The 25,322-nt window shown below is 62.6% G+C and carries 23 protein-coding genes; 9 read left to right on the plus strand and 14 right to left on the minus strand.

The window, feature by feature from the left end; genetic code table 11:
• Window positions 1-80: 80 nt before the first annotated feature.
• The 4 genes from XH89_RS10420 to XH89_RS10435 all read right to left on the minus strand — a co-directional run bounded on the left by XH89_RS10420 (window position 81) and on the right by XH89_RS10435 (window position 4,787).
• Window positions 81-1,157 (minus strand): BMP family ABC transporter substrate-binding protein, encoded by a 1,077-nt coding sequence (locus XH89_RS10420; RefSeq protein WP_194466979.1) that lies wholly within the window; start codon window positions 1,155-1,157, stop codon window positions 81-83.
• A 79-nt stretch (window positions 1,158-1,236) separates the two neighbouring features.
• Entirely contained in the window at window positions 1,237-2,154 is a 918-nt protein-coding gene (locus XH89_RS10425) for an ABC transporter permease (RefSeq protein WP_194466980.1), read from the minus strand.
• Window positions 2,141-3,232, minus strand: a complete 1,092-nt coding sequence (locus tag XH89_RS10430; RefSeq protein ID WP_194466981.1) for an ABC transporter permease — start codon at window positions 3,230-3,232, stop codon at window positions 2,141-2,143. The genes XH89_RS10425 and XH89_RS10430 overlap by 14 nt, the downstream gene beginning before the upstream one ends.
• Window positions 3,216-4,787, minus strand: a complete 1,572-nt coding sequence (locus XH89_RS10435) for an ABC transporter ATP-binding protein (RefSeq protein WP_194468434.1) — start codon at window positions 4,785-4,787, stop codon at window positions 3,216-3,218. The genes XH89_RS10430 and XH89_RS10435 overlap by 17 nt, the downstream gene beginning before the upstream one ends.
• 582 nt (window positions 4,788-5,369) lie before the next feature.
• On the opposite strand from XH89_RS10435, the gene XH89_RS10440 reads away from it, so the two are divergent.
• The 3 genes from XH89_RS10440 (at window position 5,370) to XH89_RS10450 (ending at window position 8,000) form a co-directional block, all read left to right on the plus strand.
• Entirely contained in the window at window positions 5,370-6,476 is a 1,107-nt protein-coding gene (locus XH89_RS10440) for a hypothetical protein (RefSeq protein ID WP_194466982.1), read from the plus strand.
• Window positions 6,477-6,943: 467 nt separating this feature from the next.
• Complete coding sequence (locus tag XH89_RS10445; protein WP_246767787.1) at window positions 6,944-7,498, plus strand: transposase; 555 nt, start codon at window positions 6,944-6,946, stop codon at window positions 7,496-7,498.
• Between the two features lie 49 nt (window positions 7,499-7,547).
• Window positions 7,548-8,000 (plus strand): hypothetical protein, encoded by a 453-nt coding sequence (locus XH89_RS10450; protein WP_194466983.1) that lies wholly within the window; start codon window positions 7,548-7,550, stop codon window positions 7,998-8,000.
• Window positions 8,001-8,610: 610 nt separating this feature from the next.
• Here XH89_RS10450 and XH89_RS10455 read toward each other — a convergent pair.
• The 6 genes from XH89_RS10455 to XH89_RS10480 are packed head-to-tail and all read right to left on the minus strand — an operon-like array spanning window position 8,611 to window position 14,481.
• On the minus strand, window positions 8,611-9,096 hold the full coding sequence (locus XH89_RS10455) for a nucleoside deaminase (protein WP_194466984.1): 486 nt from the start codon (window positions 9,094-9,096) through the stop codon (window positions 8,611-8,613).
• 13 nt (window positions 9,097-9,109) lie between these two features.
• Window positions 9,110-10,642 (minus strand): ABC transporter ATP-binding protein, encoded by a 1,533-nt coding sequence (locus XH89_RS10460; RefSeq protein ID WP_194466985.1) that lies wholly within the window; start codon window positions 10,640-10,642, stop codon window positions 9,110-9,112.
• Window positions 10,639-11,322: a cysteine hydrolase family protein gene (locus tag XH89_RS10465; RefSeq protein WP_194466986.1), complete on the minus strand. Its 684-nt coding sequence runs from the start codon at window positions 11,320-11,322 to the stop codon at window positions 10,639-10,641. The genes XH89_RS10460 and XH89_RS10465 overlap by 4 nt, the downstream gene beginning before the upstream one ends.
• Before the next feature lie 11 nt (window positions 11,323-11,333).
• A complete protein-coding gene (locus XH89_RS10470) occupies window positions 11,334-12,260 on the minus strand; it encodes an ABC transporter permease (protein WP_194466987.1) in 927 nt (308 codons plus the stop codon).
• Window positions 12,260-13,372 (minus strand): ABC transporter permease, encoded by a 1,113-nt coding sequence (locus XH89_RS10475; RefSeq protein ID WP_194466988.1) that lies wholly within the window; start codon window positions 13,370-13,372, stop codon window positions 12,260-12,262. The genes XH89_RS10470 and XH89_RS10475 overlap by 1 nt, the downstream gene beginning before the upstream one ends.
• Window positions 13,369-14,481, minus strand: coding sequence for a BMP family ABC transporter substrate-binding protein (locus XH89_RS10480; protein ID WP_194466989.1), 1,113 nt, complete (start codon window positions 14,479-14,481; stop codon window positions 13,369-13,371). Before XH89_RS10480 ends, XH89_RS10475 begins: the two co-directional genes overlap by 4 nt.
• A 336-nt stretch (window positions 14,482-14,817) precedes the next feature.
• Between XH89_RS10480 and XH89_RS10485 the strand changes: the two genes are divergently transcribed.
• From XH89_RS10485 to XH89_RS10505, 5 genes are all read left to right on the plus strand, one after another.
• Window positions 14,818-16,182, plus strand: a complete 1,365-nt coding sequence (locus XH89_RS10485) for a hypothetical protein (RefSeq protein ID WP_194468435.1) — start codon at window positions 14,818-14,820, stop codon at window positions 16,180-16,182.
• A gap of 231 nt (window positions 16,183-16,413) precedes the next feature.
• The gene (locus XH89_RS10490; RefSeq protein ID WP_194466990.1) at window positions 16,414-17,346 is read left to right on the plus strand and encodes a hypothetical protein; all 933 of its coding nucleotides are present in this window, start codon (window positions 16,414-16,416) and stop codon (window positions 17,344-17,346) included.
• Window positions 17,346-18,479, plus strand: a complete 1,134-nt coding sequence (locus XH89_RS10495; protein WP_194466991.1) for an alkaline phosphatase family protein — start codon at window positions 17,346-17,348, stop codon at window positions 18,477-18,479. Before XH89_RS10490 ends, XH89_RS10495 begins: the two co-directional genes overlap by 1 nt.
• A 445-nt stretch (window positions 18,480-18,924) precedes the next feature.
• Window positions 18,925-20,130 (plus strand): sulfotransferase, encoded by a 1,206-nt coding sequence (locus XH89_RS10500; RefSeq protein WP_210345243.1) that lies wholly within the window; start codon window positions 18,925-18,927, stop codon window positions 20,128-20,130.
• Entirely contained in the window at window positions 20,127-20,558 is a 432-nt protein-coding gene (locus XH89_RS10505) for a hypothetical protein (RefSeq protein WP_194466993.1), read from the plus strand. The genes XH89_RS10500 and XH89_RS10505 overlap by 4 nt, the downstream gene beginning before the upstream one ends.
• 11 nt (window positions 20,559-20,569) lie before the next feature.
• Here the strand turns inward: XH89_RS10505 and XH89_RS10510 are convergent, their stop codons facing one another.
• Window positions 20,570-21,889: a dicarboxylate/amino acid:cation symporter gene (locus tag XH89_RS10510; RefSeq protein ID WP_194466994.1), complete on the minus strand. Its 1,320-nt coding sequence runs from the start codon at window positions 21,887-21,889 to the stop codon at window positions 20,570-20,572.
• Window positions 21,890-22,146: 257 nt separating this feature from the next.
• Entirely contained in the window at window positions 22,147-22,368 is a 222-nt protein-coding gene (locus tag XH89_RS10515) for a hypothetical protein (protein WP_194466995.1), read from the minus strand.
• A 352-nt stretch (window positions 22,369-22,720) separates the two neighbouring features.
• On the opposite strand from XH89_RS10515, the gene XH89_RS10520 reads away from it, so the two are divergent.
• The gene (locus tag XH89_RS10520; RefSeq protein WP_128950583.1) at window positions 22,721-22,903 is read left to right on the plus strand and encodes a hypothetical protein; all 183 of its coding nucleotides are present in this window, start codon (window positions 22,721-22,723) and stop codon (window positions 22,901-22,903) included.
• A 35-nt stretch (window positions 22,904-22,938) separates the two neighbouring features.
• Here XH89_RS10520 and XH89_RS10525 read toward each other — a convergent pair whose 3' ends face one another.
• Together XH89_RS10525 and XH89_RS10530 are read right to left on the minus strand one after the other, a co-directional pair.
• Entirely contained in the window at window positions 22,939-24,318 is a 1,380-nt protein-coding gene (locus XH89_RS10525; RefSeq protein ID WP_194466996.1) for a VWA domain-containing protein, read from the minus strand.
• 5 nt (window positions 24,319-24,323) lie between these two features.
• A complete protein-coding gene (locus XH89_RS10530) occupies window positions 24,324-25,271 on the minus strand; it encodes a MoxR family ATPase (RefSeq protein WP_194466997.1) in 948 nt (315 codons plus the stop codon).
• Window positions 25,272-25,322: the final 51 nt, after the last annotated feature.

Below are 25,322 nucleotides of genomic sequence, written 5' to 3' on the forward strand. Positions count from 1 at the left end.
ACAAGTGCCGGGTGCTTCTGGCCACCCCCTCCGAACCTCCTCCGGGAGGAGCAGGTGATTTAGTCGATGCAAGAAGCGTGCTACTTGCCCGGCAGCTTGTCGTCGATGCCCTTGACGTAGAAATTCATGCCGAGGATCTGGCCGTCGGCGAGATTGGCGCCGCCCTTGCACTCGATCTCCTTGCCGTCCTGCCCAATGACCGGGCATTTGAACGGGTGCAGCTTGCCGGCGGTGATCGCCGCCTGGGCATCCTCGGCGATCTTTTTCACGTCGTCAGGCATGTTGGTGTACGGCGCCATCGCGAACATATGGCTGTCGAGGCCGCCCCATGTGTCCTCGGACTTCCAGGTGCCGTCGAGCTCGGCCTTGACGCGGGCGATGTAGTAGGGGGCCCAGGTGTCGAGGATCGAGGTGAGCTGGGTCTTCGGACCGAACTTGATCATCTCGGAGTCCTGGCCGAAGGCGAGCTTGCCGCGTTCGCTGGCAATCTGCATCGCGGCCGGCGAATCCGTGTGCTGCATGATCACGTCGGCGCCCTGGTCGATCAGCGCCTTGGCGGCGTCAGCCTCCTTGCCCGGGTCGAACCAGGTGTTGGCCCAGATGATCTTGACCTTGATGTTCGGGTTGATGCTCTGAGCCGCGATCATCGTCGCGTTGATGCCGGAGACGACCTCGGGAATCGGGAACGAGCCGATATAACCGAGCACGCCTGACTTCGACATCTTGGCCGCAATCAGGCCTTGAATGTAGCGGCCCTGGTACCATTTCGAAGAATAGGTCGACATGTTTTTGTCGCGCTTGTAGCCGGTGGCGTGCTCGAAATGCACGTTCGGATATTTCTTCGCGACCTTCAGCGTCGGGTCCATGTAACCGAACGAGGTCGTGAAGATCAGCTTGTTGCCGGCGCGGACGAGCTGCTCGATGGCGCGCTCGGCGTCGGGGCCTTCGGGCACGTTTTCGAGATAGGTGGTTTCGATCTTGTCGCCGAACTCCTTCACCAGCGCCTGGCGCGCAAGCTCGTGTTGATAGGTCCAGCCGAGATCGCCGATCGGGCCGAGGTAGATGAAACCGACTTTCAGCTTGTCGGCAGCGGAGGCTGCGCTGACGCTCCCGGCGAGCAGAAGCCCGGCAGCCAGCGCAAGAAGTGATTTCCTCATCATTAATCTCCAAACATCAGGGGAAAGCCACGATCCGCAACGTGCGCGCCCCATCGCGCACGCTGCGGAAATCAAAACTCTAGCGATCAGGCACGAACACGGTGCCGAGCGCGGCCGGTGCGGTCGAGCCGCCGGTGCGCGCTCGGGAGAGCAAGACCAGCACGATGACGGTTGCGAGATAGGGCAGCGCCGACATGAACTGCGAGGGAATGCCGACGCCCCAGCCTTGCGCATGCAGCTGGAGGATCGTCACCGCACCGAACAGATAAGCGCCGACCACGAGCCGGCCCGGCCGCCAGGATGCGAACACGACCAGTGCCAGTGCGATCCAGCCGCGGCCCGCGGTCATGCCGGGAATGAAGAACGGCGTATAGGCGAGCGGCAGATAGGCACCCGCAAGTCCGGCGCAAGCGCCGCCGAACATCACGGCGAGAGTGCGAATGCGCAGCACGGGATAGCCGAGCGCGTGTGCGGAGATGTGATTGTCGCCGCACGCGCGCAGAATCAATCCCGCGCGCGTGCGGTACAGGAACCACCACACGCCGACGATGAGTGCGATGGAGAAATAGACGAAAGCGTCCTCGCCGAACAGCACGCGGCCCATCAATGGAATGTCGGTAAAGCCGGGAATGTACAAGTGCGCGGCTGGCGTCAGTCGCTCGCCGACGAAACCTGCACCGATCAGGCCTGACAGGCCGATGCCGAAAATGGTCAGCGCGAGTCCCGTCGCGACCTGGTTGACGGCGAGGCCGAGCGCCATCAGCGCGAAGATCAACGACATCAGCATACCCGCGACGATGCCGAACAGCGCGCCGACGAAGATTGATCCGGTCAGCCAGGCGCCGCCAAAGCCGCAAGCGGCGCCGACGATCATCATGCCTTCGACGCCGAGATTGAGCACGCCGGAGCGCTCGGTCACGAGCTCGCCGGTTGCCGCGATCAGGAGCGGTGTCGAGGCGGCGAGGACCGACAGGATGATGGCTTCAACCAGCTCCACGGGTCACCTGTCGGTTCGGGAAGGCCAGCTTGAAGCGGTAGAGAATGAGAGAATCGCAGGCGAGCACGTAGAACAGCAAAATGCCCTGGAACACCTTGGTGACGTCCAACGGGATCTTCATTGCGATCTGCGCCTGCTCGCCGCCGATAAAGGTCAATGCGAGAAAAAGGCCTGCAATTAATATTCCAAGCGGGTTCAAGCGGCCGAGGAAGGCGACGATGATCGCAGTGAAACCGTAGCCGGGCGAGATGCCGGGCTGGAGATGTCCGACGGGACCTGCGACCTCGATGATGCCGGCAAGGCCGGCCAACGCGCCTGAGACCGCGAAGGTCAGGATAATCAGCTGGTTGGCGTTGAACCCACCGAACCGAGCGGCGCGCGGCGCGGCACCCACGACGCGGATCTCGAAGCCCTTGATGGTGCGTCCGAGCAGGATTGCTGCGGCTGCAACGACCAGCAATGCGATGATCGAGCCGAAATGCAGCCGGCCGCCTTCGATCAACAATGGCACCGTCGCCACAGGATCGAATTCAGCCGTGGTCGGGAAGTTGAAGCCGTTCGGGTCGCGCCAGGGACCGCGCACGAGATAATCGAGGAGGAGATCGGCGACATAGACCAGCATCAGGCTGGTCAGGATTTCACTGGCGCCGAATTTCACCTTGCAGATCGCCGGGATCAGCGCAAAGAGCGCGCCAGCAGCGGCAGCAAGCACCAGCATCGCCGGCAGCACCCAGGCGCCGGCGTCGGTGCCTTGCGTCTTCACAGCGATCCAGCTTCCGGCAACAGCACCGATCAGGAATTGCCCTTCGGCGCCGATGTTCCAGGCATTGGCGAGATAGCAGAGCGACAGCCCGATCGCGATCATCACCAGCGGCGTCGCCTTCACCGCGATCTCCTGCAGCGAATAGCCGTCGGCCAGGGGCGCGATGAAATAGGCGTGGAGCGCGAGCAGCGGATTCTTGCCAAGGATCGCGAACAGGATCGTCATCGTGACGATCGTGAGCCCGATCGCGATCAGCGGCGAGACCAGCGCGATCGTGCTGGAGCGCTCGGTGCGCTTCTCAAGCACCAATTGCATGCGCGGCCTCCTTCGGCTCAAGACTGCTGCCGCCCATGAGAAGCCCGAGCTTTTCGCGTGTGGCATCGCGCGTAGCGAGCGGCTCCGACAGCCGGCCGTGGAACATCACGGCGATGCGGTCGGCGATCTCCGTGAGCTCGTCGAGATCCTGGCTGGTCACGAGCACGGCGGCACCTGCGGTAGCAAGATCGAGCAGCGCCTGGCGGATGACGGCGGCGGCGCCGGCGTCGACACCCCAGGTCGGCTGGCTTACCACCAGCACGGCCGGGTTGCGCAGAATCTCCCGGCCGACGATGAATTTTTGCAAGTTACCGCCAGAGAGGCTCGCTGCTTCCGGATCGCGCTTGGCCTTGCGCACGTCGAAAGTCTCGGTGGCCTTGTCCACCGTCTTCAGTGTGGCCGCTGTGTCGATGAAGCCATGATTGACCATGCCGCTGGCGGCATGTCCCGTCAGTAGTGCGTTCTCCGACAGTTTCATGCGCGGCGCGGTGCCGTGGCCAAGCCGCTCTTCGGGCACGAAGGCGGCGCCGAGCTTGCGGCGCTTAGTGATCGAAAGGTGGCCGGCGGCGATGCCTTCGATGACAACGGTGCCGGGATCCTTCGACAGCCGCTCGCCGGATAATGCCGCGAACAGCTCATCCTGACCGTTGCCGGCGACGCCGGCGATGCCGAGGATCTCGCCCCCTTTCAGCTCGAACGAGATATGCTCGAGCCGTACACCGTGCGCCTCGTCGGGTGCGAGCGAGAGATCGTTGACGACCAGCCGCGGGATCGTGGTCTGGCGGCCGGGGGCCGACCTCACTTCCTTGATCTCGCCCCCAACCATCATGCGGGCAAGCGAGGCTGCAGTCTCGACCCGTGGATTACAGGTCTGGATCTTCCGGCCGCCGCGCAGAATTGTGGCGGTATCGCAGAGGCGCTTCACCTCCTCGAGCTTGTGGCTGATGTAGAGGATGGCGCGGCCTTCGGCCTTGAGGCGCTCCAGCACGACAAAGAGCTGGTCGGCCTCCTGCGGCGTCAGCACCGCGGTCGGCTCATCCAGGATGAGGAACTTCGGGTCCTGCATCAGCGCCCGGACGATCTCGATGCGCTGGCGTTCGCCGACCGACAGCTGCCAGACCTCGCGCTTGGGATCGAGCGGCAGGCCGTAGGTCTTCGACACCTGTTCCAGCCGTGCCGACATGTCCTTGAAGGATTCCTTGCCGTCGAGGCCGAGCGCGACATTCTCGGCGACGGTGAGATTGTCGAACAGCGAGAAGTGCTGAAACACCATGCCGATGCCGCGGCTGCGCGCCTCGGAGGGACCGGACAGCACGATCGGCGCGCCCTGCCAGCGGATCTCGCCGGCGCTGGGCTGGATCAGACCGTAGATCGCCTTCACCAACGTCGACTTGCCGGCGCCATTTTCGCCCAGCAGCGCGTGGATTTCCTTCGGCCAGACGTCAATGTCGATGGTGTCGTTGGCGAGGAAATCCCCATAGCGTTTGGTGAGGCCGACCGTTTGAAGCAACGGGGCCTCACCGGAATGCAGGCCGTTAGGCGTCGAATCTAACATTCGCTGATACGCTGGCATGGGACGAGTTGCCTCAATAGTGGGCTAGTTTAAACCGCCGCGTAAGGTGTGAAAAAGCGTCATCCCTTGCTCAACGCTTCGGCAGGAAGCCGGTGTCGCGAGTCGCGGCCGTTTTTGCACGCGAGTTCTCCCCAATCCGCGCCTTGCAGGGCCGTCCCAGGCTCGCCTTCCACGACCTGGCTGTTGCAAATTTGTGACGGCTCAAACCAAATCGGAACTCGCTGTGCAGGCTTGACGTGAAGTTGAGCAGGGTGGCGCCATCGCTCGTATGCACTGGACCGCGGCTCGCCGATCGCTTCGACGGGCGCGCTTGGATCCTGGTCTCAACGCAAAAAGCAAGCAGAATCAAACGGGATAGTTCGGCAATGGCGTCCTGGCGTCGTCGATCGACGGGGAGGGCTCTCGTACAAAATTTCGCAATATTCGGCTGCGCCATGTCGCGTGCTGCCAAAACAAGCGGCATGCCTTGAAAAAAGTTGAGGCTTCTCACCTCGGGACTTCGGCGCAAGTGTCGCACCCAAGGGACGTTCATTTCTTACGCGTCCAAACTTGGGGGTATTCAGGATGTCGTTTCGTTTCAGGGCGATTGCAGCCGCAGCGCTGTCACTTGCTACGCTCGCCGCTGGTGGTCTGGCCAAGGCTGCGGATCTGCCGGTCAAGGCTGCAAAGAAGGCGCCTGACCTCCCATTCTTCCTGGTGATCGACGACCGCGTGTCGTTCTCCTGGATGCCGAAGGGCACCGACCCCGGCATGTGGAGCGTGCGCCCGGATGGCAGCATCAATGGCAAGACGGCCAAGCAGGTGTACTCGTTCACCCACTTCGACCTGTGGGCCTACGGCACCAACTTCTTCACCATCTCGATGTTCAAGTCGGGTCACAACGACCCTGCTTCGCCCTGTGTCGCGCCTGGCGTGACGATCACCGGCGGCGCTGCCGATTGCGCCGGCGCAACCGAGATCTACGGCCTGTTCCGCTCGACCTTCGGCTGGAACGAGTTGTTCAACACTAAGGCCTTCACGATGGGGCCGTTGCACAACATCTCGTTCGAAGTCGGTATGGACGGCAACACCGAGAACAACTTCCTCGCGCCCGCCAAGCGCGACGTCGTTGCCGGTCTGCAGTTCGCCTTCGATCTTCCCTACAAGGGCTACTTCAACGTCGCGCCGTTGATGTACTACGAGTTCCTGAACCACAACGCGTTCACCCAGTGCGGCTTGTTCGGACCGGGCGTGGCGGGCGTGACCTGTAACTCGGACGGCAATGTGAGCTATCGTCCGACCTGGGCTGTCGAAATCAACTACTACATGGATCTCGGCTTCCTGCCGCCGAACATGCAGTTCTGGTCAATCAGCGGCCGTGCTGGCTGGTATGGCCCGAAGGGCGACTCGAACGGCCTGCCTGCGCTCTCCGGTATCGGCCGGTTCTCCACCTCGTCCAAGACCGAACTGAACAGCGAACCGGTCCGCCTGACCTTCGACGCTTCGAAGGCGGTCTGGGGCGACAAGTACTCGCACTTCGTCGACCTTTGGGTCGCCTACCGCTACTGGCAGAACAAGTTCGGCCTCGATCACAACGCCATGCCCGGCGTCTGCACGGTCGCGGCGACTGGTCAGAGCACCAATAGCTGCACCGAGTCCACGGTGTATGGTGGTGTGACTGTGAAGTTCTGATCGTCTGAGGATCTCCAAGGTTTGGATGACGCCGCGCGGAGATGCGCGGCGTCATTCATATTTGCGGAGAGAAACGCTGCCGTAGGGTGGGCAAAGCAAAGCGTGCCCACGCATCTTTTGCGATCAAGAGAGATGGTGGGCACGGCGCAAACGCGCCTTTGCCCACCCTTGTATTAGCGCGATCGCCTATAGTGAGCCGTTCCATGAGGAATGGCCCAGCCCGGGTAGCCGCCCGAGCTGGGTCGCCGTTCGATCGGATCGGTGCCCATCGAAGCCTTGAGGGCTGTCTGACGTAGGAATTACGGTGACAGTGCACTAAATTGACGCCGCCCGCCTTTGCGAGCATGATGCGGCATGGCTCGTCTTGCCCGTGTCGTCATCCCCGGCCATCCCCACCATGTCACCCAGCGCGGCAATGGCCGGGCCCGCACTTCTTCGGCGATGACGACTATGCGCTGTATCGCGACTTGCTCGCGGCGAATTGTAAGGCCGCCGGGGTCGAAGTGTGGGCCTGGTGCCTGATGCCCAACCACGTGCACCTCATCCTGGTGCCATCCGATCCCGACGGGCTGCGCCATGCGCTCGCACGCGTACACCGCAGCTATGCCGGGATCATCCAGGCGCGACGCAAGCGCACCGGCCATTTCTGGCAAGGCCGGTTCGGCGCCGTCGTCATGGACGAACAGCATCTTGCTGCGGCGCTGCGCTACGCGTCGCTCAATCCGGTACGGGCGCGTCTGGTGCAGCGCGCCCAGGATTGGCGCTGGTCGAGCACGCGCGCGCATTTGCGCGGGCGCGACGATGGCCTGACCGCGCAGGCGCCGATCCGCGACCGTTTTCCGGATTTCGCCGATCTGTTGGCATCCGAACCGGAAGCCGATCTGTTCGGCGCGCTGCGTTCCGCGGAGAGTGTCGGGCGACCGCTGGGAGATAGCCGATTTCTCGCCCGTATCGAACGCCAGACCGGACGCGTCCTCAAGCCGGCCAAGCGCGGGCCAAAGCCCTCCGTGGAAGACGAATGATCTATTTAGTGCACTGTCACCGTAATTCCGTAATTCTAGGATAGCAGCGATGATACCTTTTGGTTTCGCTGGCGTGTTGCTCGTTCCTCTCTCTACGTCTGCGCAAGTGTTAGCTCTTAGAGATAAAATTGCTGAAGCGCTTCGTTCCGAAGGCGCGAGAGGCATAGGGGTTGGTGAAACACGGATTGTGTTTTCCGGACTCACTGGCACTCGTACTCTTCGTCCGTTGGTGAACATTCAAAAGTGCGAAATCTGTTTCGAGAAGGAGGCGGAATCAGCGCGTGTTAGCTACATCTGTTCGGTAGAGTGGTGGCCGTTTCTTGGCGTTGTCCTCATTTCATTTGGATTTGCGATACTCGCCGTCAGTGGATCGCCGGCTGCTTACCATGCGGGTATATTCGCATTGATTGCGTTTGTTTTATTCGTTGCCAATTCATTGATTGTGCGTCGGCGATTTCGGCGCTGGCTAGCGAGCATAGTTACCCGTCGTGAGGCACCCTGACCTGCCTGAACTAGGGAATTACGGGAATTACGGTGACAGTGCTGGACCGCACCCCTGAAGTGAGACACGATAATTTCAGTGACAGGCATTCCGAGGATGACCTGTGGCAGCTCTTAGGATGGGTTGAGCCCTTGCGAAACCCATCGCTCCTCCATCACCGCTCTCCGTCGTCGCGGTCATCATCGGACTGCCTTGGCGTCCAGCTCGTGCCGCCCCGAAAACGGCCAGCATGGCATAGTGCCATTGTTTTGCCCGACGGGTCAAACGATATTCGTTAAAAACGAAATTTTGTCCAGCTGAAGTGCTGCCGACTGGCGGTGCGGCTGGTTGCGAAAACGAACCTGTGCCGCGTCCAGGACGATCCTCGCCGGTTCGCTGCGGATTTGCTCGATGCTGCAATGACTTGCCGATCGGATTGCCGATTGACACCCGTGCCGGCCAGCAATCGCGCTTCTACTGTGCATGGGGTTGTTTTCATTTTTTTGCCGGAACGCGAGCCGGCGAGGAGGGAAGGGCGCGTCGCCCTCAAGCGAAACCCATCAATAGCTGTCGCGGAATGATGGGTTTCGCAAGAGCGCAACCCGTCCTGCGGTATCGGCACTTGGAGAACCTACTTCGTCCATGCGCCGTCGTGCAGCGCGGCGGCTTCGTCTTCGAGCAACGGCCCCACCACGTCGGTCGGCCGCTGGCCGCTCGCAAACACGTCGCGGCAAGGCAGGTCGAGTGTCGGATTCTCCGGATGGTTAGCGGTGATGCCGCGCAGGCGGTGCTCGCTGAGACCGTAGACCACGCGGCCGATGCCGGCCCAGTAGATCGCGCCTGAACACATCGCGCAGGGCTCGGCGGAGGAATAGAGCGTCGACTGCGCGAGCACGTCGCGGCTGAGCGTGCGGCAGGCCTGCGTGGCCGCGAGGCGCTCGGCATGTGCGGTGCCATCGTGGTCCGGCATGTAGCCGTTCTCGGCCTCGATCAGCACCTTGCCGTCGGCATCGACGACGATGCAGCCGAAAGGATGGTTGCCATGAGTGAGGGAGCGGCGGGCGACCGCGAAGGACAGCCGCAAGAAATGCTCGTCGCGTTCGCTCACGCCGTCCATCGCTGCTCCGCGGTTAGTGTCCCGCCATGTGCCGGCCGACCTCGGTGAGATCGGCCTCGCTGGTCCGTGCTTCATACACGAATTCGCCGTGGAACATTACCACCAGCCGGTCGGACAGTTCGAGCAGTTCGTCCAAGTCTTCGCTGACGAGCAGCACAGCGGCGCCGCGGTTGCGGGCTGCCATGATCTCGGCGTGGATTTGCGCCACCGCGGCAAAGTCGAGGCCGAAGCAGGGATTGGCTGCGATCAGCACTTCGACATCGCCCGCAAGCTCGCGGGCGAGCACAGCGCGTTGGACGTTGCCGCCAGACAGCGCCGAGATCGGCGTATCCGGCGTGCGGGTCTTGATCTTGTATTGTCCGATCTTCTTCTTCGCGTCGTCGCGAAAGGCGCCGCGGTTGAGCCACCAGCCGCCGCTGGCAAAGGGCGCGCGGTCGAACTCGCGGAAGGCGATGTTGTCAGCAACGCTCATGCCGCCGACACAGGCGTTCTTCAAGGGCTCCTCGGGCAGGAGCGACATCTTGTGGCGGCGCATCTCCTCGCGGCTGGCGCGATAGGGATCACCGGCGACACGAATCTCGCCGCCCTCCGCCTCGCGCTGGCCGGCCAGAACTTCGACCAGCTGGCGCTGGCCGTTGCCGGAGACGCCAGCAATGCCGACGATCTCGCCGGCGCGGACGGTCAGTGAGACGTCGTGGACAGCAACGGCGCCGGCATCGTCGAGCGCGCGGAGCTTTTCCAGCTCAAGGCGCGCCTTCCCGGCTTCTCCGGTGCGCGGGGGCTGGACCGTCAGTTCCTCGGCGCCGATCATGGTGCGCGCCATCGCGTCGGGCGTCAGCTCGGAAACCTTACCGGCGCCGGCGAGCTTGCCGCGGCGCAGGATGGTGACCTCGTCGGCGAAGGCCATGACTTCGCGGAACTTGTGCGTGATCATCAGGATGGTCAGCTCGCCCTTGACAACCATGTCCCGGAGCATGCCGAGCACTTCGTCGGCCTCGGCCGGCGTCAGCACCGAGGTCGGCTCATCCAGGATCAGGAAGCGGCGCTTCAGATAGAGCTGCTTCAGGATCTCGCATTTCTGCCGCTCGCCGGCCGAGATGTCGGAGACCTTGGCAGAGAGCGGCACCTTGAAGGGCATCCGCGCCAGGAAGGCCTCGAGCTCCTTCATCTCCTTCGGCCAATTCACTATGGCCGGCACATTGTCGCGGGCCAGCACCAGGTTTTCGGCAACGGTCATGGCCGGCACCAGCGTAAAATGCTGATAGACCATGCCAAGACCGAGTGCGTGCGCGTCCTTCGGGTTGGCGATCACCTGCTCGCGGCCGCCGATGAGGATGTCGCCTTCGGTGGCGTGATAGTAGCCCATGATGCATTTGACGAGGGTCGACTTGCCGGCGCCGTTCTCGCCGAGCAGCGCGTGGAACGAGCCGGGCCGCACCTTCAGCTCGACATTGTCCAGCGCCAGGAAGTCGCCGAAGCGCATGGTCATGGCGATGGCATCGACGCCGAAGGCGCCGACAAGTGGCGGCGATTCGCCGATAATCACGAAATCGCTCCGATGAAGGCGTCGGAGGTCGAGACCGCGCCGAACACGCCGCCCTGCATCTTGATCATCTTCAGCGCGTGGTCGTGGTTGCTCTTGTCGGTCGCGCCGCAGCAATCGTGCAGCAGCACGCATTCGAAGCCGCGGTCATTGGCCTCGCGCATGGTGGTGTGGACGCAGACATCGGTGGTGATCCCTGTGAGGACGATGTTCTCGATGCCGCGTACGCGCAGGATCAACTCGAGATCGGTGGCGCAGAACGAGCCCTTGCCGGGCTTGTCGATGATGGGCTCGCCCGGCAGGGGGCTAAGTTCCTCGATGATGTCCCAGCCGGGCTCGCCGCGCACCAGGATACGGCCGCACGGGCCGGGATCGCCGATGCCGGCACCGATCTGACGCGAGCGCCAGCGCTTGTTGGCGGGAAGATCAGAAAGATCGGAGCGGTGGCCTTCGCGGGTATGGATGATGTGAAAGCCTTGGGCACGCATCGCCGCGAGCAGTTTCTTGATCGGCTCAATCGGCGCCCGTGTCAGCGAGAGATCGTAGCCCATCTTGTCGACATAGCCGCCGACGCCGCAGAAATCGGTCTGCATGTCGATGATGATGAGCGCGGTATTTTCAGGGCGGAGATCGCCGTTGTAGGGCCAGGCGTAAGGCTCGGACTTGATGTAGCGCTCGGGCATGATTTCGCTCTCTAGCGGGTGATCGACAATTCGGCCGGGGCTCCGGTCAGCGTGCGTTTCGGCGAGCAGGTGATGATCATGATTGCCAGCGTCAGGATGTAGGGTGCGGCGTTGAAGAGGTGATAGCCGGAGGTGACGCCGACCGATTGCAGCGCCGGTCCCAGCGCTGCGGCGCCGCCGAAGGCGAGCGAGGCCCACAGGCAGAGCAGGGGATCCCATCGCGCGAAGATCACGAGCGCGACCGCGGTGATGCCTTGGCCCGAGGAGAGGCCTTCGTTCCAGCTGCCGGGGTAGAACAGCGACAGGAAGGAGCCGCCGATGCCGGCAAGGAATCCGCCGACCATGGTTGCGCGCAGGCGGATCAAAAGCACGGAATGGCCCATCGCGCGGGCGGCGTCCGAGCTCTCGCCGGCAGTGCGGATGAGCAGGCCCCAGCGCGTGGTGCGGAAGGCCCAGTAGAGGATGGGTGCAAGCGCGACGCCGATCAGGAACAGCACGTTGACGCGCAGTGCGGCGCGCACCTGCGGGATATCGCTCCACCAGCCGAAATCGATTGCAGGCAGGCGCGCCGCGGTGGGCTCGATCAGCGGCTTGCCGAGATAGAACGCGAGGCCGGTACCGAACAGCATCAAGGCGATGCCGACCGCGACATCGTTGACGCGCGGCAGCGAGCAGATGCCGGCATGCAGCGCGCCCAGCAATGCGCCGGTGATGCCGGCGGCGAGCACGCCGAGCCAGGGCGATCCCGTCAGATAGGAGATGCCATAGGCGCTCATAGCGCCCATCACCAGCGTGCCCTCGAGGCCGAGATTGATGCGGCCAGAACGCTCGGTGATGCATTCCCCCAGGCTCACGAACAGGAAGGGCGTCGAGACGCGAATGGCGCCGCCGAGTACGGCGAGCGGGACTGTCCAGAGTCCGATCGATCCGTCAGCCATCAGGACTTGCCTTTCAGGAATCCGATGCGGCCGTAGAGCGCATCGCTGGCGAGGACGAAGACGAAGATGATGCCTTGCAACACCAGCACTGACGCATCGGGCAATCCCAGGCGGCGCTGCAGCAGGCCGCCGCTGGCGCTGATGCCGCCGAGCAGGATCGCGACAGGAATGATGGCGAGCGGATTTTGTCGCGCCAGGAAGGCAACCAGGATGCCAGTGAAGCCGTAGCCGGCCGCAAGGTTGGCGTTGGTGCGGCCCTGGACCGCCGCAACTTCAACCATGCCGGCAAGGCCCGCGGCGCCGCCGGCAAGAAAGCAAACGGTGAGGATCAGCTTGCTGACGCCAAGTCCGACGATCTTGGCGGCGCGGATGTTGCCGCCGGCAACACGCGCGGCAAACCCGAACACGGTGTGATAGATCAGGATGTAGGCGGCGACCGCGGCGATCAGGCCGAAGACGAGGCCCCAATGCACGTCGGTGCCGGGGATCGAACCGATCATGTTGGCCGCGCCGATCTCGCGAGTCGACGGCTTGTTGAGGCTGGCGGGATCGCGCATCATGCCTTCGACGAGGTGATTGAGGATTGCGAGCGCGATGTAGACGAGCAGCAGGCTCGAGATCGTCTCGTTGACGCCACGATATTGCCGCAGCGCCCCCGCCAGCATGATCCACAAGCCGCCACCGATCACACCGGCGATCACCATGGCAATCTGCACGAAGAGTGGCGGCATGCCCTGAAGCAACAAGGCGACGCTGGTCGCCGACAATGCGCCGATCAGCAGCGCTCCTTCGCCGCCGATGATGACCATGCCGAGCTGCGCCGGCAGCGCCGTGCAAAGGGCGGTGAGAATGAGGGGCGCAGCACGCGTCAACGTGTTCTGCCAGGAGAACCAGGTGCCGAAGGCGCCGTAGTACATGTAGAAATAGAGGTCGAGCGGGTTCTTGCCGAACAGCATGACGAAGATGCCGAAGACCGCGAGCGCGCCGGCCATGGCTGCGCCGGGGATCAGGACATATTCGATCGTGCCGCCGTGGCGTTGGAGAAATCCAGGGTCGGCGGCCGGGGCAACTGCCCCGACCGCCTCGGCGGAATCCGCGGTCTCCGATGTCACGAAGTCGCTCCGATCACGCCCTCGACGAGATAGTCCATCTTCTCGAGTTCAGGATCCTTCTGGCCGCGATCGGTGCCGGCTGGAATGACGGTCTTGCCCTTGTTGTCGACGAGGCCGCCCTTGAAGATGGCGTAACCCTCTGCCGAGAGGAACTTTGCCTTGACCTCGTCGGCATGCTTGCGTGCCTCGGCCGAGACGGCTTCGCCATAGGGCGAGGTCTTGACGATCTCTTCCTTGAGACCGCCGCGGTAGAAGTTCGGGATGCTTTCGCCGGCGGCGATCATCTTCACGAACTTCGGATATAGCGCTTCCCAATTCCATTCGGCGCCGGTGAGATACGCCTTCGGCGCGAGCGGCGACTGGTTGGTGTGATAACCGCAGACGAAGGCGCCGCGGCGGGCGGCGTTCTCGACCATGGTCTTGGGGCCGTCGACGTGGCAGGTGAGCACGTCGACACCCTGATCGATCAGGCTGTTGGTGGCCTCGGCTTCCTTGACCGGCATCGACCAGTCACCGGTGAAGATCACCTGGGTCGTCGCCTTCGGATTGGCGAGCTTGGCGCCGAGCGCGAAGGCGTTGATGTTACGCAGCACCTGCGGGATCGGCTTGGCGGCGACGAAGCCGAGCTTGCCGCTCTTGGAGGTGTAGCCGGCGACGATGCCCGAGATGTATTGGGCTTCGTCGATATAGCCGAAATAGCTGCCGGCGTTCTTCGGGTCCTTGTCAGTCCAGAGGCCACCGCAGTGCTCGAAGCGCAGCTTCGGGTATTTGGTGGCCATCTTGATCATGTGCGGATTGTAGTAACCGAACGAGGTCGGGAAGAGCAGGGTGGCGCCGTCGAGATTGATCATGGACTCGATCGTCTTCTCGACCGCATCCGTCTCCGGCACCTTCTCTTCCTCGACGACCTTCAGCCCGGGAATCTTCTTCAGCGCGGCGGCGCCCTGCGCGTGCGCCTGGTTGTACCCATAGTCGTCACGCGAGCCGACATAGATGAAGCCGATGGTCGTGTCGGCTGCGAAGGCCGGCCGGGCGCCGGCCGCCGCGCCGAGGGTGAGGGCCGCGCCGCCCTGCAACAAATGACGTCGTGAAATCCTGCCAAAATCCATTGCTTGCTCCCCTTGGCGGAATGGACCGCCCCAATCTCGCGGCTGCGCCGGTCTGGCGGAACCGGGGATAGGATGTCGCAAGCTTTGTGCCAGAGATCAGAGAGGTGGCATGTTCACATAAGTAATTGAAATAACTAGATTATATAAATTGGTCGAATCTTGGTCAGCGATCCAAATGATTAAATTTTGATCATAATATTCGTATTGTATGCAATGGACTTGGGCAGGCTTGCCGCCGAAGGCGCTGCGTCATCGCGGTGAGACACGAATCAATCATCTTCGACATGGCAATCGGCCATTGCCGGGATCACGAGATACCGTCCCAAGTGAGCAGCGATAAATTCCTTGTCGTCACATCGTGGAAATCGGTTTTACCAGGGCGTGGCCGCCACCTTCATCGCCAACGCACTTCAGGCGGTCAATTTTCTAGGTGATCGATTCCTGAGGAAGTCGCATCATTCCTCGACGCTCATCGAGGACCTTTACCGCTACGCGATGGAGAGCGCGTTTTCGGTCACCGAGGCGTTCCTCGTGACGGGCGCGCCGCACGCTTCCGCCTACTATCCGCGCGACTTTGCCTGGTTCTATCCCGATGTGCTCGACCCCGAGACCATCATGGATGCGCAGGACGCGGTGCGGCGGGCGCGCCTGCTCGAAAGGAGCGTCCGCCTGTTGCTGGAGGCCGTTCGCGCCGAGGTCGTCACGACGACCATCGTTCCGGCAGGGCGCGACCGGTATCTCGGGGTGAACTATTTCTCGCGTCCCTCCGATACGCTGCTCGGCATTCTGGCCGGTCTCCAGCAGATGCTCTCTGCCGAAGAGAGGGTGTCGTCCTTTCTGGCGATGTCACAATGCGCCCATGCCGGCCGCCTGCTGCTGGCCGAATATGGCGGCGACCTGAAGCGCGCGATCCTGAAGCTCGCAAGCGAGCTCGAGTCGTTCGACGACAATGGCACCAGGTATCTGTTGTGCGATACCCGCGCTCCGCGTTCTGCGGCGACCGACACGCGTGCGGAGCGCCGGCGTTTCGTCACCAATGCATGCGTCTACACGACCTTCGTCTGGGCCATGCAGTTCGGAATCGTTGATGAAAGCGAGCTCAAGCGGCTGCTCGGGCGCGACCTCGGGCAGTACAAGCAGGACCTGCTTCGGCTGTTCGGCAAGGACGGCTATATCAGGCATTCGCTGGATGGCCCGGCGGGCACACCGGCATCCCAGGTCGCGCTGGATTTCGTCGGCGTGCATCGCGGCTTCTGGAATATGAGCGATGCGAACGAACGCGCGCTGTTCGCGGCCACGACGGATCTGATCATCGCCGAGCCGCGCTTCCGCATCCCCAGCACATTTCACTTCTTCGTCTCTGCGGATAATCCGCGGAACAAGATGATCCACAAGATCGCCGCGCCGGCCTACCAGGGACGCTCTGCCTGGCCGACGTTCAACGTCGAGTTCGCGGATCGCATGCTGGACTTCGACGAGTTTGCAGGGAACGAGACCTACCGGGCCTGCGCGCAAGCAATCTTGAAGGACATCCGCACCGCGACTGAGGTCCACGGCGGGTATCAGGAGTTGATCTCGGAGCAGGGACTGAAATATCGCACCTGGGCCTATAAGGGCGCGGTCGCCCATTCCTGGTTTCCGCGCTTCCTGTCGGTCTGGAGGAGGGCGTATGGAGCGCCGCTCCTCCAGTGGAACGACTGAGCTTCGATCTCGCCCCGCCGGTCGCGGATGGAACTCCATGCCGAAATCTGCAGCAAGCCATTGACAGCGATCCTGAAGCGCTCGCCGGTTGCGACAATCGGCCTCTGCACGTCGTCACAATCTCGTAATGGAAGTGACACGGCCGAGCAACAGGTCTGACAAGCGCGCCCCCTAACCTGACATGCGTCGAAACAATTCTCTGCATTCAGGAAACGAACGGAGGGGTGTGCAATGCTTTCAAAGATCACACGACGTCTGCGTGACCGTACCGTGGTGACAGCCGCGATCCTGTCGCTGATGGGACATGACGTCTATGCGATGGACATGCTCGGCGGCAGCAACAAAAACGGCGACCGTACCGAGAGTCCGATCAAACACGTGATCGTCATTCTCGGCGAGAATCGGACTTTCGATCATGTCTTCGCCACCTACGAGCCGCGTTACCCGGGTGAGCGCGTCGACAACCTGCTCTCCAGGGGCATCATCACCAGGGACGGGCAGCCTGGTCCGAATTACGCCAGGGCTGCCCAGTCTTCCGCGGTCGTCAACAACACCTACTCGATCAGCCCCGGCCAGAAGACGCCATACAACCTGACGACCAACAAGGTGCAGACGCCAGGTACCTCCTACGCGCCGCAATCCTGTTACACCTCCGTCGATCAGGCTGCGCTCAACGGTCCGGGGTGCCTCGCCACGCTGCAGATCGCCGCGCAGGGGGACTATGGTCTCAGCCAACAGGATCTGCCGCTGCTCACGACCGGTGCGACCGGTCTGCCGGGCAATTCGCCCGACACGCGCATCCTGGACTCCGACAATCTGCCGAACGGTCCATATCCGCTCGTGACCCTGGCGCAGGGCGGCGAAGCTCCGACCAGCCTCTACAAGACCTATGGTGGCAGCCCGGTGCACCGGTTCTACCAGATGTGGCAGCAACTCGACTGCGACGTCGCCAAGGCAACTCATCACAACCCGAGCGGCTGCCAGGCCGACCTCTTCACCTTTGTGGAACAGAGCGTCTCGTCGGGCAGCAATGGCAACCCGACCCCGCACGCGCTCAAGGAAGGCGGCATCGCGCTCGGCTTCTATAACGTCGCCAAGGGCGATGCGCCTTATCTGGCTGAGCTTGCGCGCAAGTACACAATGACAATTTCCATCAGAGCGTGATGGGCGGCACTTTCGCCAATCACATGATGATCGGCTATGCCGACGCGCTCTACTATGCCGACGACAAGGGCGACCCTGCCAAGCCCGATCACGTGCTCGTACCTGGTTCCAACCCTCCGCAATATGTCAATGAGATCGAGAACCCGAACCCGGCGCCGGGGACCAACAACTGGTATCTCAATGACGGCTATGGCGGCGGCAGCTATTCGAACTGCTCAGATCCCGGACAGCCGGGCGTGGGCCCTGTTGTCGCCTATCTCAACGCCATCCACGTGTCACCGCGCTGTGCGCCGAACGCCTATTACCTGCTGAACAACTACGTTCCGGCTTTTATCGGCAGCGGTGCCACCGATCCGATCAACAATGGCCCGTTCACTTTGCCGCCTGTCATCAAGCAGCGGCATATCGGCGATGCGCTGACCCAGGCCGATGTCTCCTGGGCCTATTTCGGCGAGCGCTGGAATGACTTCAAGACGGCCCCCGGCGAGGGCACCAATTTCGGTGCGCTGGACCCGGTTGCCTATCTCTATTGCAACATCTGCAACCCGTTCCTGTTCTCCGCGTCGGTCATGACCCATGCGGCGCAGCGCGATGCGCACATGAAGGACACGCTCGATCTCTACGACGCCATCGCCAATGGCAATCTTCCCGCGGTGTCGTTCGTCAAGCCGAGCACCTTTAACGACGGTCATCCATCCTCGTCCCGCGTCGATCTCTTCGAGGCTTTCACCAAGAAGATCGTCGATCAGGTGAAGTCCAACAAGGAGCTGTGGAAGTCGACGGCGATCGTCATCACCATGGACGAAGGCGGCGGTTACTACGATGCCGGCTATATTCAGCCGGTCGATTTCTTCGGGGATGGCACGCGCATCCCGCTTCTCGTCGTCTCGAAATACTCGCGCGGCGGTCACGTGTCGCATGAATATGGCGACCACGTCTCGATCACCAAGTTCATCGAACGCAATTGGCACCTCAAGCCGCTCGGACCCAAGACGCGTGACACCTTGCCGAATCCGATTGCATCGGACGACAACCCCTACGTTCCCGTCAACCGGCCTTCGATCGGCGATCTCTTCGGCAACTTCAACTTCGCCGATCGTCACGACGACGATCACGACAACGACCAGGACTGATCGGAGCTGATAGCCTTCCTCAGCATGACCCGGCGGCTGCCCAGCCGCCGGCTCGATCTCGTCTGAATCGCATGGAGCAATACGCGTGGACGCCACCGGACAGCATATCGCCAGTGCCGCATCGATCGAGGCGGCGCGCCGTGCCTTTGCAAGCGGCGATCTGAGCTCAACCGAAACGATCTGTGCAGGGGTGCTCGCGGGCAATTCGTCGGATTGGCGCGCCTGGGCACTGCTGACCGAGACTGCGCTGATGCGTGATCGCCTCGATGCGGCAACGGTCAGCGCTGAACGTGCCGTCGCTCTCGCTCCGACCAACCCGATCGCGCTGGTGTTGCGTGCGAAATGCCTCTTCGTGAAGGGGGAGGCACGTCAGGCCAGCGCAGCGACGGACGTCGCGGCCAGGCATGCCGGCGAGGAGGCCGACGCGCTTGATGCTGTCGGTGCCATGTTTGGCCTGCTCGGCCTTCAACAGCAGGCCAGGGAGCTTTTCCGCCGCGCTGTCGCGCTCAAGCCCGGCGTGCCGCAATATCTGTTCAATCTGGCTGCCGCCGAGCGGATGATCGGCGTACTCGGCGACGCCGAAGCGCATTGCGATGCCGCGATCGCGTGCGACCGCCGCTACGGATTGGCGCACTACCTGCGTTCGGATTTGCGAATCCAGAGCCGCGATCGCAACCATGTCGACGAGATGGAGGCCGTGATTGCCGACGGGCGTTTGTCGGCGCCGAGCGAAATCATGCTGCGCTTTGCGCTCGGCAAGGAGTGCGAGGATCTGGAGCGCTGGGACCGCGCTTTCACGCATGTCGAGGCGGGCTGCAACTTGCAGCGCCGATCGCTGCCGCGCGATCCCGCCGTCGAAATTGGTGAGGTCGATGCGATCATCCAGACGCACACTCGCCGCTGGATCGAAGCTGCGCCGCGTGGCTACCCCGATGCCGCGCCTGTCTTCGTCACCGGCCTGCCACGCACCGGGACCACGCTGGTGGAGCGGGTTATCGCCAGCCACTCGGTGATGCATTCCGTCGGAGAGACCAGCGCGTTCGCCGCAGAGGTGCGCCGCACCATGGCGGAAAGTCTAAGGGGACGCGACCTCGAGGGTATCGGCAGGCGCTACCTGGATCAGGCCACGGCGCTCCGTGTGCCGGACAAGGTCCGCTTCGTCGATAAGACGCTGGAGAACTACCTTTATTGCGGCCTCATTCACGCGGCGTTACCCTCGGCAAAGATCATCCTCGTTCAACGGCATCCGGTGGATGCATGCTGGGCGATTTACAAGGCGCACTTCCGCAACAAGTTCGCGTTCTCCTACGATCAAATCCAGCTTGCGGAATACTATCTCGCCTATCGCCGCCTGACCCGGCACTGGCGCGGCGTGTTGCCGCCCGATGTGCTCATGGAAATCAACTATGAGGACGTCGTTCGGGACCAGGCTGCGGCGAGCCGGGACATCATACGCTTTTTGGAGCTTCCCTGGGAAGAAGGGGTCATGCGTTTTCATGAAAGCCCGGCGCCATCGGCGACTGCCAGTGCCGTTCAGGTGCGCCGTCCGATCTACGCATCCTCGGTCGGGAAGTGGCGCCACCATGCCGAACGATTAGGACCGCTCCGCGAACGCCTGGCGCGCGAAATTCCGGAGGCGGAGCTGGTATGACGACGCGTCAGTTACTTTTGGTCTCCGTGATCGTGTCTGCCGTTGTTTTGGTCTTCGGTCGAACTGCATCGGCGGAGGTGAAGATCGAAGGCCGACCAGATGCCGTCCATCTCGAGGTGCACGCGGCGTCCCTCCATGACGTGCTGGCCGCGCTGCAGGAGCGGTTCAATCTGCGCTATCGTACGGTCGACGCGCTCGAGGCCCAGATGACGGGCGTGTTCGATGGGCCGCTGCGTCGCGTGGTTGCCCGGCTACTCAGCGGCCATGATTATGCAATGCAGGTCACCGCCGACGGCGTCGACGTCCTGGTGCTGGCCTCGCAGAGGCCCAGCGTCGCCGTCGTTGCTGCGGTGACGCCGGCAAGTGCAGTCCGGCCGCCGCTCACGGCAGCCGAGCGTAGGCATTACGACAGCGGGCACCTGCGCTAGGACGACCGGCTTCAGCCCACCGTCACATCCACCGTCTTGCCGCCTTCGAGCACCTTGGCCGCCTTGGCGCGGTCGAGATCGCCTTCCCAGGCGGCGACCACTACGGTCGCGACGCAATTGCCGATGAGGTTTCCGACTGCGCGGGCCATGCCGATGAACCAGTCGACCGACAGCACCAGCACGAGGCCGATCGCCGGAATACTCGGCACCGCGTTCAACGTCGCGGCCAGGATCACGATCGCCGAGCCGGGGACGCCGTGCGCGCCCTTCGACGTGATTAGGGAGACGCCTAGCACCAGCAGCAGATCGCCAAAGGATAGTGGCGTGTTGGTGGCTTGCGCGATGAAGACAACGGCGAGGGTGAGGTAGATCGAGAAGGCGTCGAGGTTGAAGGAGTAGCCGGTCGGAATGACCAGGCCGACCACGGAATCCTTCACGCCCATGTGCTCCAGCTTCTTCATGATCTGCGGCAGCACCGCGTCGGACGACGCGGTCGCAAGCACGATGGTCAGTTCCTCGCGCAGGTAGGACAGGAATTTGAGAATGTTGATGCCGGCGAGCGCCATCACGCTGCCGAGGACGCCGAGTACGAAGATCCCGACCGAGACGTAGAACAGCATCACCAGCGAGACGAGCTGTTTCAGTGAGCCGACGCCGTATTTACCGACCGTGTAGGCGACCGCGCCGAGCACGCCCAGCGGGGCCACGCGAACGATCAGCCCCATGACGCGGAACAGCACGGTGGAGGCCGCGTCGATGACGGAAGTGACGAGCGCGCCCTTCTCGCCGCCGACGAGCGCAAGGCCGACGCCGAACAGCACGGCGAAGAACAGCACCTGGAGCACGTCGTTGCGCGAGAGCGCGTCGAACGATGTGGTCGGGATCACGTTCATCAGGAAGGCGCCGATGCCGCCGCCGGACAGCTTGTGCGCGTTGTCGGCGTAGGTGCTGAGCGCCTTGGCATCGAGGGTCGAAGGATCGATGTTCATGCCGTGGCCGGGCCCGAAGATGTAGGCGAGCAACAGGCCGACCACGAGTGCGATCGTCGTCATGACCTCGAAATACAGCAGCGCTTTGACGCCGACCCGACCGACCTTCTTGAGATCGCCGGCGCCGGCGATGCCGTGCACGACAACGCAGAATACGATCGGCGCCACGATCATCGAGATCAGTTTCAGGAAGGCGTCGCTGAGAATCTTCAGACTGATCGCAAAGTCCGGGGCGGCCACGCCGAGGATGATGCCCAGGACCAGTGCAGCCAGGACCTGGACGAACAGGGACGTATAGAGCGGCTTGGGATCGGCGGCGGGCGCCGCGGCGATGGTCGACATGTTGGATTCCCCAGGTTTGACGCGTTTTGGGCGTCAAAAAGGAGCAACAACCGTGCCAGATTGTCGTAGTGCAAATCGAAAGAGACCTGAAGCACACCGGGAAGTGTGCGGACGCGAAACAGCGTGTCTTCGGGGCCTCGCATGGCGCGGTCTCATCGCATCGGCGACCTAGTCCAGGCTCAGCAGCGCATCATGAACAGCGCGCCGTTGGAGTACGAAGGGTCACCCCATCGCCTTCATTTTTCACTCGGCAGACATCATGCGACAAGATCGAGGAGGCGACACGATCCCCTCACCAGTACCCTGCGGCCGGTCGCAGTCATTGCGGGCGTGCCCTCATGCACAACGACGAGCCCGAGCTTGACGAGACCTTCGAGGAGATAAGTCTTCGCGAGGCGACCGTTCGACACCGGGTTGCGAAGCGCACGCAGCGCCTCCCACTGGTCCGGCGAGAGATCCAAGTCGATGTCGTTGCTCATGTTGCCTCGAGCGATAGTCACGTTCGCGCGCCCCTGTTAGCGGCGCTGCATGAAGACCATGCGACGACAATGAGTCGGGAATTCGGTGAGCTGTTTAGAATTTCTCTTCACGAATTGCCGCAGTCTGTTGCGCCACAATAGTTAAGATCGACCAGACGCAACTATCGTCCCGATCGCCGATCACTAATTGATGATCTTCATTTGATGCTGCGTTGCGACAGCCGCAGTGCACGGGAAGCGTTGCTGTCTCATTCTGCGTCGCGATATGCACAGAAATGGTGAGACGCTGGGTTCATGACTCTGCTAGGCTGATCCGTGGGGAATGGCTTCACACGGCAAGGAGTGTGAGTGCATGAACAGGCTGGTGGAAATTCGCAGTCAGGAATCCCTGTGCCGGGAACGCGCCGCACTCGATTTCGAGCGGCGGGTTTTCTGGCTCGCGCAAGCCCAGGAATGGGAACAGCGCGCGCTCGACGAAATTGCCTATCACTTTCGTGAGTGCAATGTTGCGCATGCGGAGCTTGCGCGAAACTGACGTTCGCCGCGAGGCCAAGACTTACTGACCAAGACTTACTGATAAGTCGCAACGATATCCGAGACCGCGCGCTCGAGCTGCTGTGCGGTGGCGCATTGTCGCACCACGCTGCAGAACGTCGCATAACGCGGCATCTCGGAATCGCCAAAGCCCCAGGCGAGCCGCCCTTCGGGGTTGAGCCAGACCAGCCGCTTCGAGCGTTCGGAGATGCGGCGCAGGATGTCGGCGCGCGGATCGAGATTGTTGCTGCGGGCATCGCCGAGCACGATCACCGTGGTCTGCGGCGTCAGCGTGCTCATGAAATCCTTTTCGAAGTCGACGAGCGAGGAGCCGTAGTCGGACGAGCCGAAACCGACCTTGGACATGATCTCGGCCATCGCCTCTTCAGGCGACTTCTTCTCCAGGATCCCGCTGACCTCGATCAGGTGTGACGAGAATGCAAAGGAGCGGACGTCGTCCACGACCTCATGCAGCGAGTGGATCAGGAGCAGGAAAAAGTCCGAGACCTGAGCGACCGAGCCGGAGACGTCGCACAGCGCCACGATTTTCGGCCGGTCACGGTGCTTGCGTTTCCACGCGGTGAGGAAGGGCACGCCGCCCCAGGCAGCGTTGCGGCGAAGCGTGCGGCGGACGTCGAGATGGCCGCGGCGCTGGCGCTTGCGCGGTTTTGAATAGCGCTCGCGAAGGCGGCGCGCGATCTGGCGAATGAGGGCGCGCATCTCGGCGACCTGGCGCCGCTCGACGCGGGCAAGAGGCGCGTTACGCAAGATCTCATTGCGGAGGTTTTCGGCCTCTTCACGGGCGTAGAGCGCAAGTCCCTGCGAGACGGTATCACGCACCGCTTCACGCAGAGCGTCGAGTGCAGAACGCAGGCGCTCGGCCAGCGTTGGATTCGTCGCGGTCAACTCATCGAGATCGTCGCGCAGGCGCTGGAGGCCCATGGCGTCGAGGATGCGGCTGGAGAAGATGCCGCGCTGGGTGGAATAGCGGATGTCGGAGAGTGAGGCTGCACCGGAGGCGCTGGCGATGGCCGCTTGGATTGCGTTGCGATCCTGGGATAGCAGCATCTGCGCCAGCGGGCCAAGTCCTTCCGTCGGCTGGCCTCCCCCCGCTTCGCTGGCCGAGCCAGAGGAGGGGGACTGGTCCGCGTCCTGCGAGGCGTCTTCGTTATTGTCGGCCTCAGGTTGAGCCTGCGGTGGTTCGGGCTGGCTGAAGAACAGATCAAAGCAGTCGCCGAGTGCGAGCTTCTCATCCTGCGACTTGGCGAGCGTCAGGAGCAGCGCGTCGCGCAGGATGGCGCGGTCGGTTATGCCGACTTGTGCGACCGCGCGCATCGCATCGATGCTTTCGGCGGGCGAGACGTGAACGCCGGCGCCCCGCGCGGCCCGAAAGAAGCGATGGAGGTTCTCGCGCATCGGTGTCAACCGAAGACGTTGGACCGTGCCGCCTTGGCAATGAAGGTCGTCACTTGCGGCGATGCGGCCTCGATGTCGGCCTCGTATTTCAGGAGCACGTTGAGCGTGTCCTTGACGATCTCGGTGTCGAGTTCGCTCGCTTGCAGCAGCACCAGCACGCGGGCCCAGTCGATAGTCTCGCTGACCGAGGGCAGCTTCTTCAGATCCAGGGAACGGATTTCGTGGATGAAGCCGACCATCTGCCGGCGCAGCGTCTGCGAGATGCCAGGCACGCGGCTCTCGACGATACGCTCTTCCAGTCGCTGCTCGGGGAAGCCGATATGCAGATGCAAGCAGCGCCGCTTCAAGGCGTCACCGAGATCGCGCTCGCTGTTGGAGGTGAGAATGACGGTCGGCGGCGTGATCGCCGAGACGGTGCCGAGCTCGGGAATCGTGACCTGGAAGTCGGAGAGGATCTCCAGCAGCAGCGATTCGAATTCGGCGTCCGACTTGTCGATCTCGTCGATCAGCAGCACGCAGCCGCCCGGCTGCTCCAGCGCCTGAAGCAGCGGCCGCGGCTCGACGAATTCCTTGGAGAAGAACACGTCACCGAAATCGTGAAGCTGATCGAGGGCTGAGTGCAGCGTTTGCGCGCCGCCGAGGACCTCGCCGAGCTTGTCCTTGAGAATCTGGGTGTAGAGCAGCTGCTTGGCGTATTTCCACTCGTAGAGCGCCTTGGCCTCGTCGAGGCCTTCGTAGCACTGCAAGCGGATCATCTTCTTGCCGCGCCAGGCGGCGATCGCCTTGGCGAGCTCAGTCTTGCCGACGCCCGCGGGGCCCTCGACCAGGATCGGCTTCTCGATCTGTTGCGACAAATAGACGGCGGTCGCGATCTGCCGGCTCGCGATGTAGCCTTGCGCGGCGAGGCCGCTCTCCACTGCCTCGATCGAAGTCGAGGCCTTCTGATCTGCCACGAAACGGCGCTCCCAAAGGTCTTGCTTGAGGCTTGTTCTGCCTGCGTTCCC

The organism is Bradyrhizobium sp. CCBAU 53340, assembly GCF_015291645.1.
Lineage (GTDB): Bacteria > Pseudomonadota > Alphaproteobacteria > Rhizobiales > Xanthobacteraceae > Bradyrhizobium.

Excerpts from the sequence above, each read along its gene's own strand:
- XH89_RS10420 (WP_194466979.1), bottom strand. The coding sequence starts at position 1,157 with ATGAGGAAATCACTTCTTGCGCTGGCTGCCGGGCTTCTGCTCGCCGGG.
- XH89_RS10430 (WP_194466981.1), bottom strand. The coding sequence starts at position 3,232 with ATGCAATTGGTGCTTGAGAAGCGCACCGAGCGCTCCAGCACGATCGCG.
- XH89_RS10435 (WP_194468434.1), bottom strand. The coding sequence starts at position 4,787 with ATGTTAGATTCGACGCCTAACGGCCTGCATTCCGGTGAGGCCCCGTTG.
- XH89_RS10440 (WP_194466982.1), top strand. The coding sequence starts at position 5,370 with ATGTCGTTTCGTTTCAGGGCGATTGCAGCCGCAGCGCTGTCACTTGCT.
- XH89_RS10450 (WP_194466983.1), top strand. The coding sequence starts at position 7,548 with ATGATACCTTTTGGTTTCGCTGGCGTGTTGCTCGTTCCTCTCTCTACG.
- XH89_RS10455 (WP_194466984.1), bottom strand. The coding sequence starts at position 9,096 with ATGGACGGCGTGAGCGAACGCGACGAGCATTTCTTGCGGCTGTCCTTC.
- XH89_RS10465 (WP_194466986.1), bottom strand. The coding sequence starts at position 11,322 with ATGCCCGAGCGCTACATCAAGTCCGAGCCTTACGCCTGGCCCTACAAC.
- XH89_RS10470 (WP_194466987.1), bottom strand. The coding sequence starts at position 12,260 with ATGGCTGACGGATCGATCGGACTCTGGACAGTCCCGCTCGCCGTACTC.
- XH89_RS10480 (WP_194466989.1), bottom strand. The coding sequence starts at position 14,481 with ATGGATTTTGGCAGGATTTCACGACGTCATTTGTTGCAGGGCGGCGCG.
- XH89_RS10490 (WP_194466990.1), top strand. The coding sequence starts at position 16,414 with ATGCTTTCAAAGATCACACGACGTCTGCGTGACCGTACCGTGGTGACA.
- XH89_RS10495 (WP_194466991.1), top strand. The coding sequence starts at position 17,346 with ATGGGCGGCACTTTCGCCAATCACATGATGATCGGCTATGCCGACGCG.
- XH89_RS10500 (WP_210345243.1), top strand. The coding sequence starts at position 18,925 with ATGTTTGGCCTGCTCGGCCTTCAACAGCAGGCCAGGGAGCTTTTCCGC.
- XH89_RS10505 (WP_194466993.1), top strand. The coding sequence starts at position 20,127 with ATGACGACGCGTCAGTTACTTTTGGTCTCCGTGATCGTGTCTGCCGTT.
- XH89_RS10510 (WP_194466994.1), bottom strand. The coding sequence starts at position 21,889 with ATGTCGACCATCGCCGCGGCGCCCGCCGCCGATCCCAAGCCGCTCTAT.
- XH89_RS10515 (WP_194466995.1), bottom strand. The coding sequence starts at position 22,368 with ATGAGCAACGACATCGACTTGGATCTCTCGCCGGACCAGTGGGAGGCG.
- XH89_RS10520 (WP_128950583.1), top strand. The coding sequence starts at position 22,721 with ATGAACAGGCTGGTGGAAATTCGCAGTCAGGAATCCCTGTGCCGGGAA.
- XH89_RS10525 (WP_194466996.1), bottom strand. The coding sequence starts at position 24,318 with ATGCGCGAGAACCTCCATCGCTTCTTTCGGGCCGCGCGGGGCGCCGGC.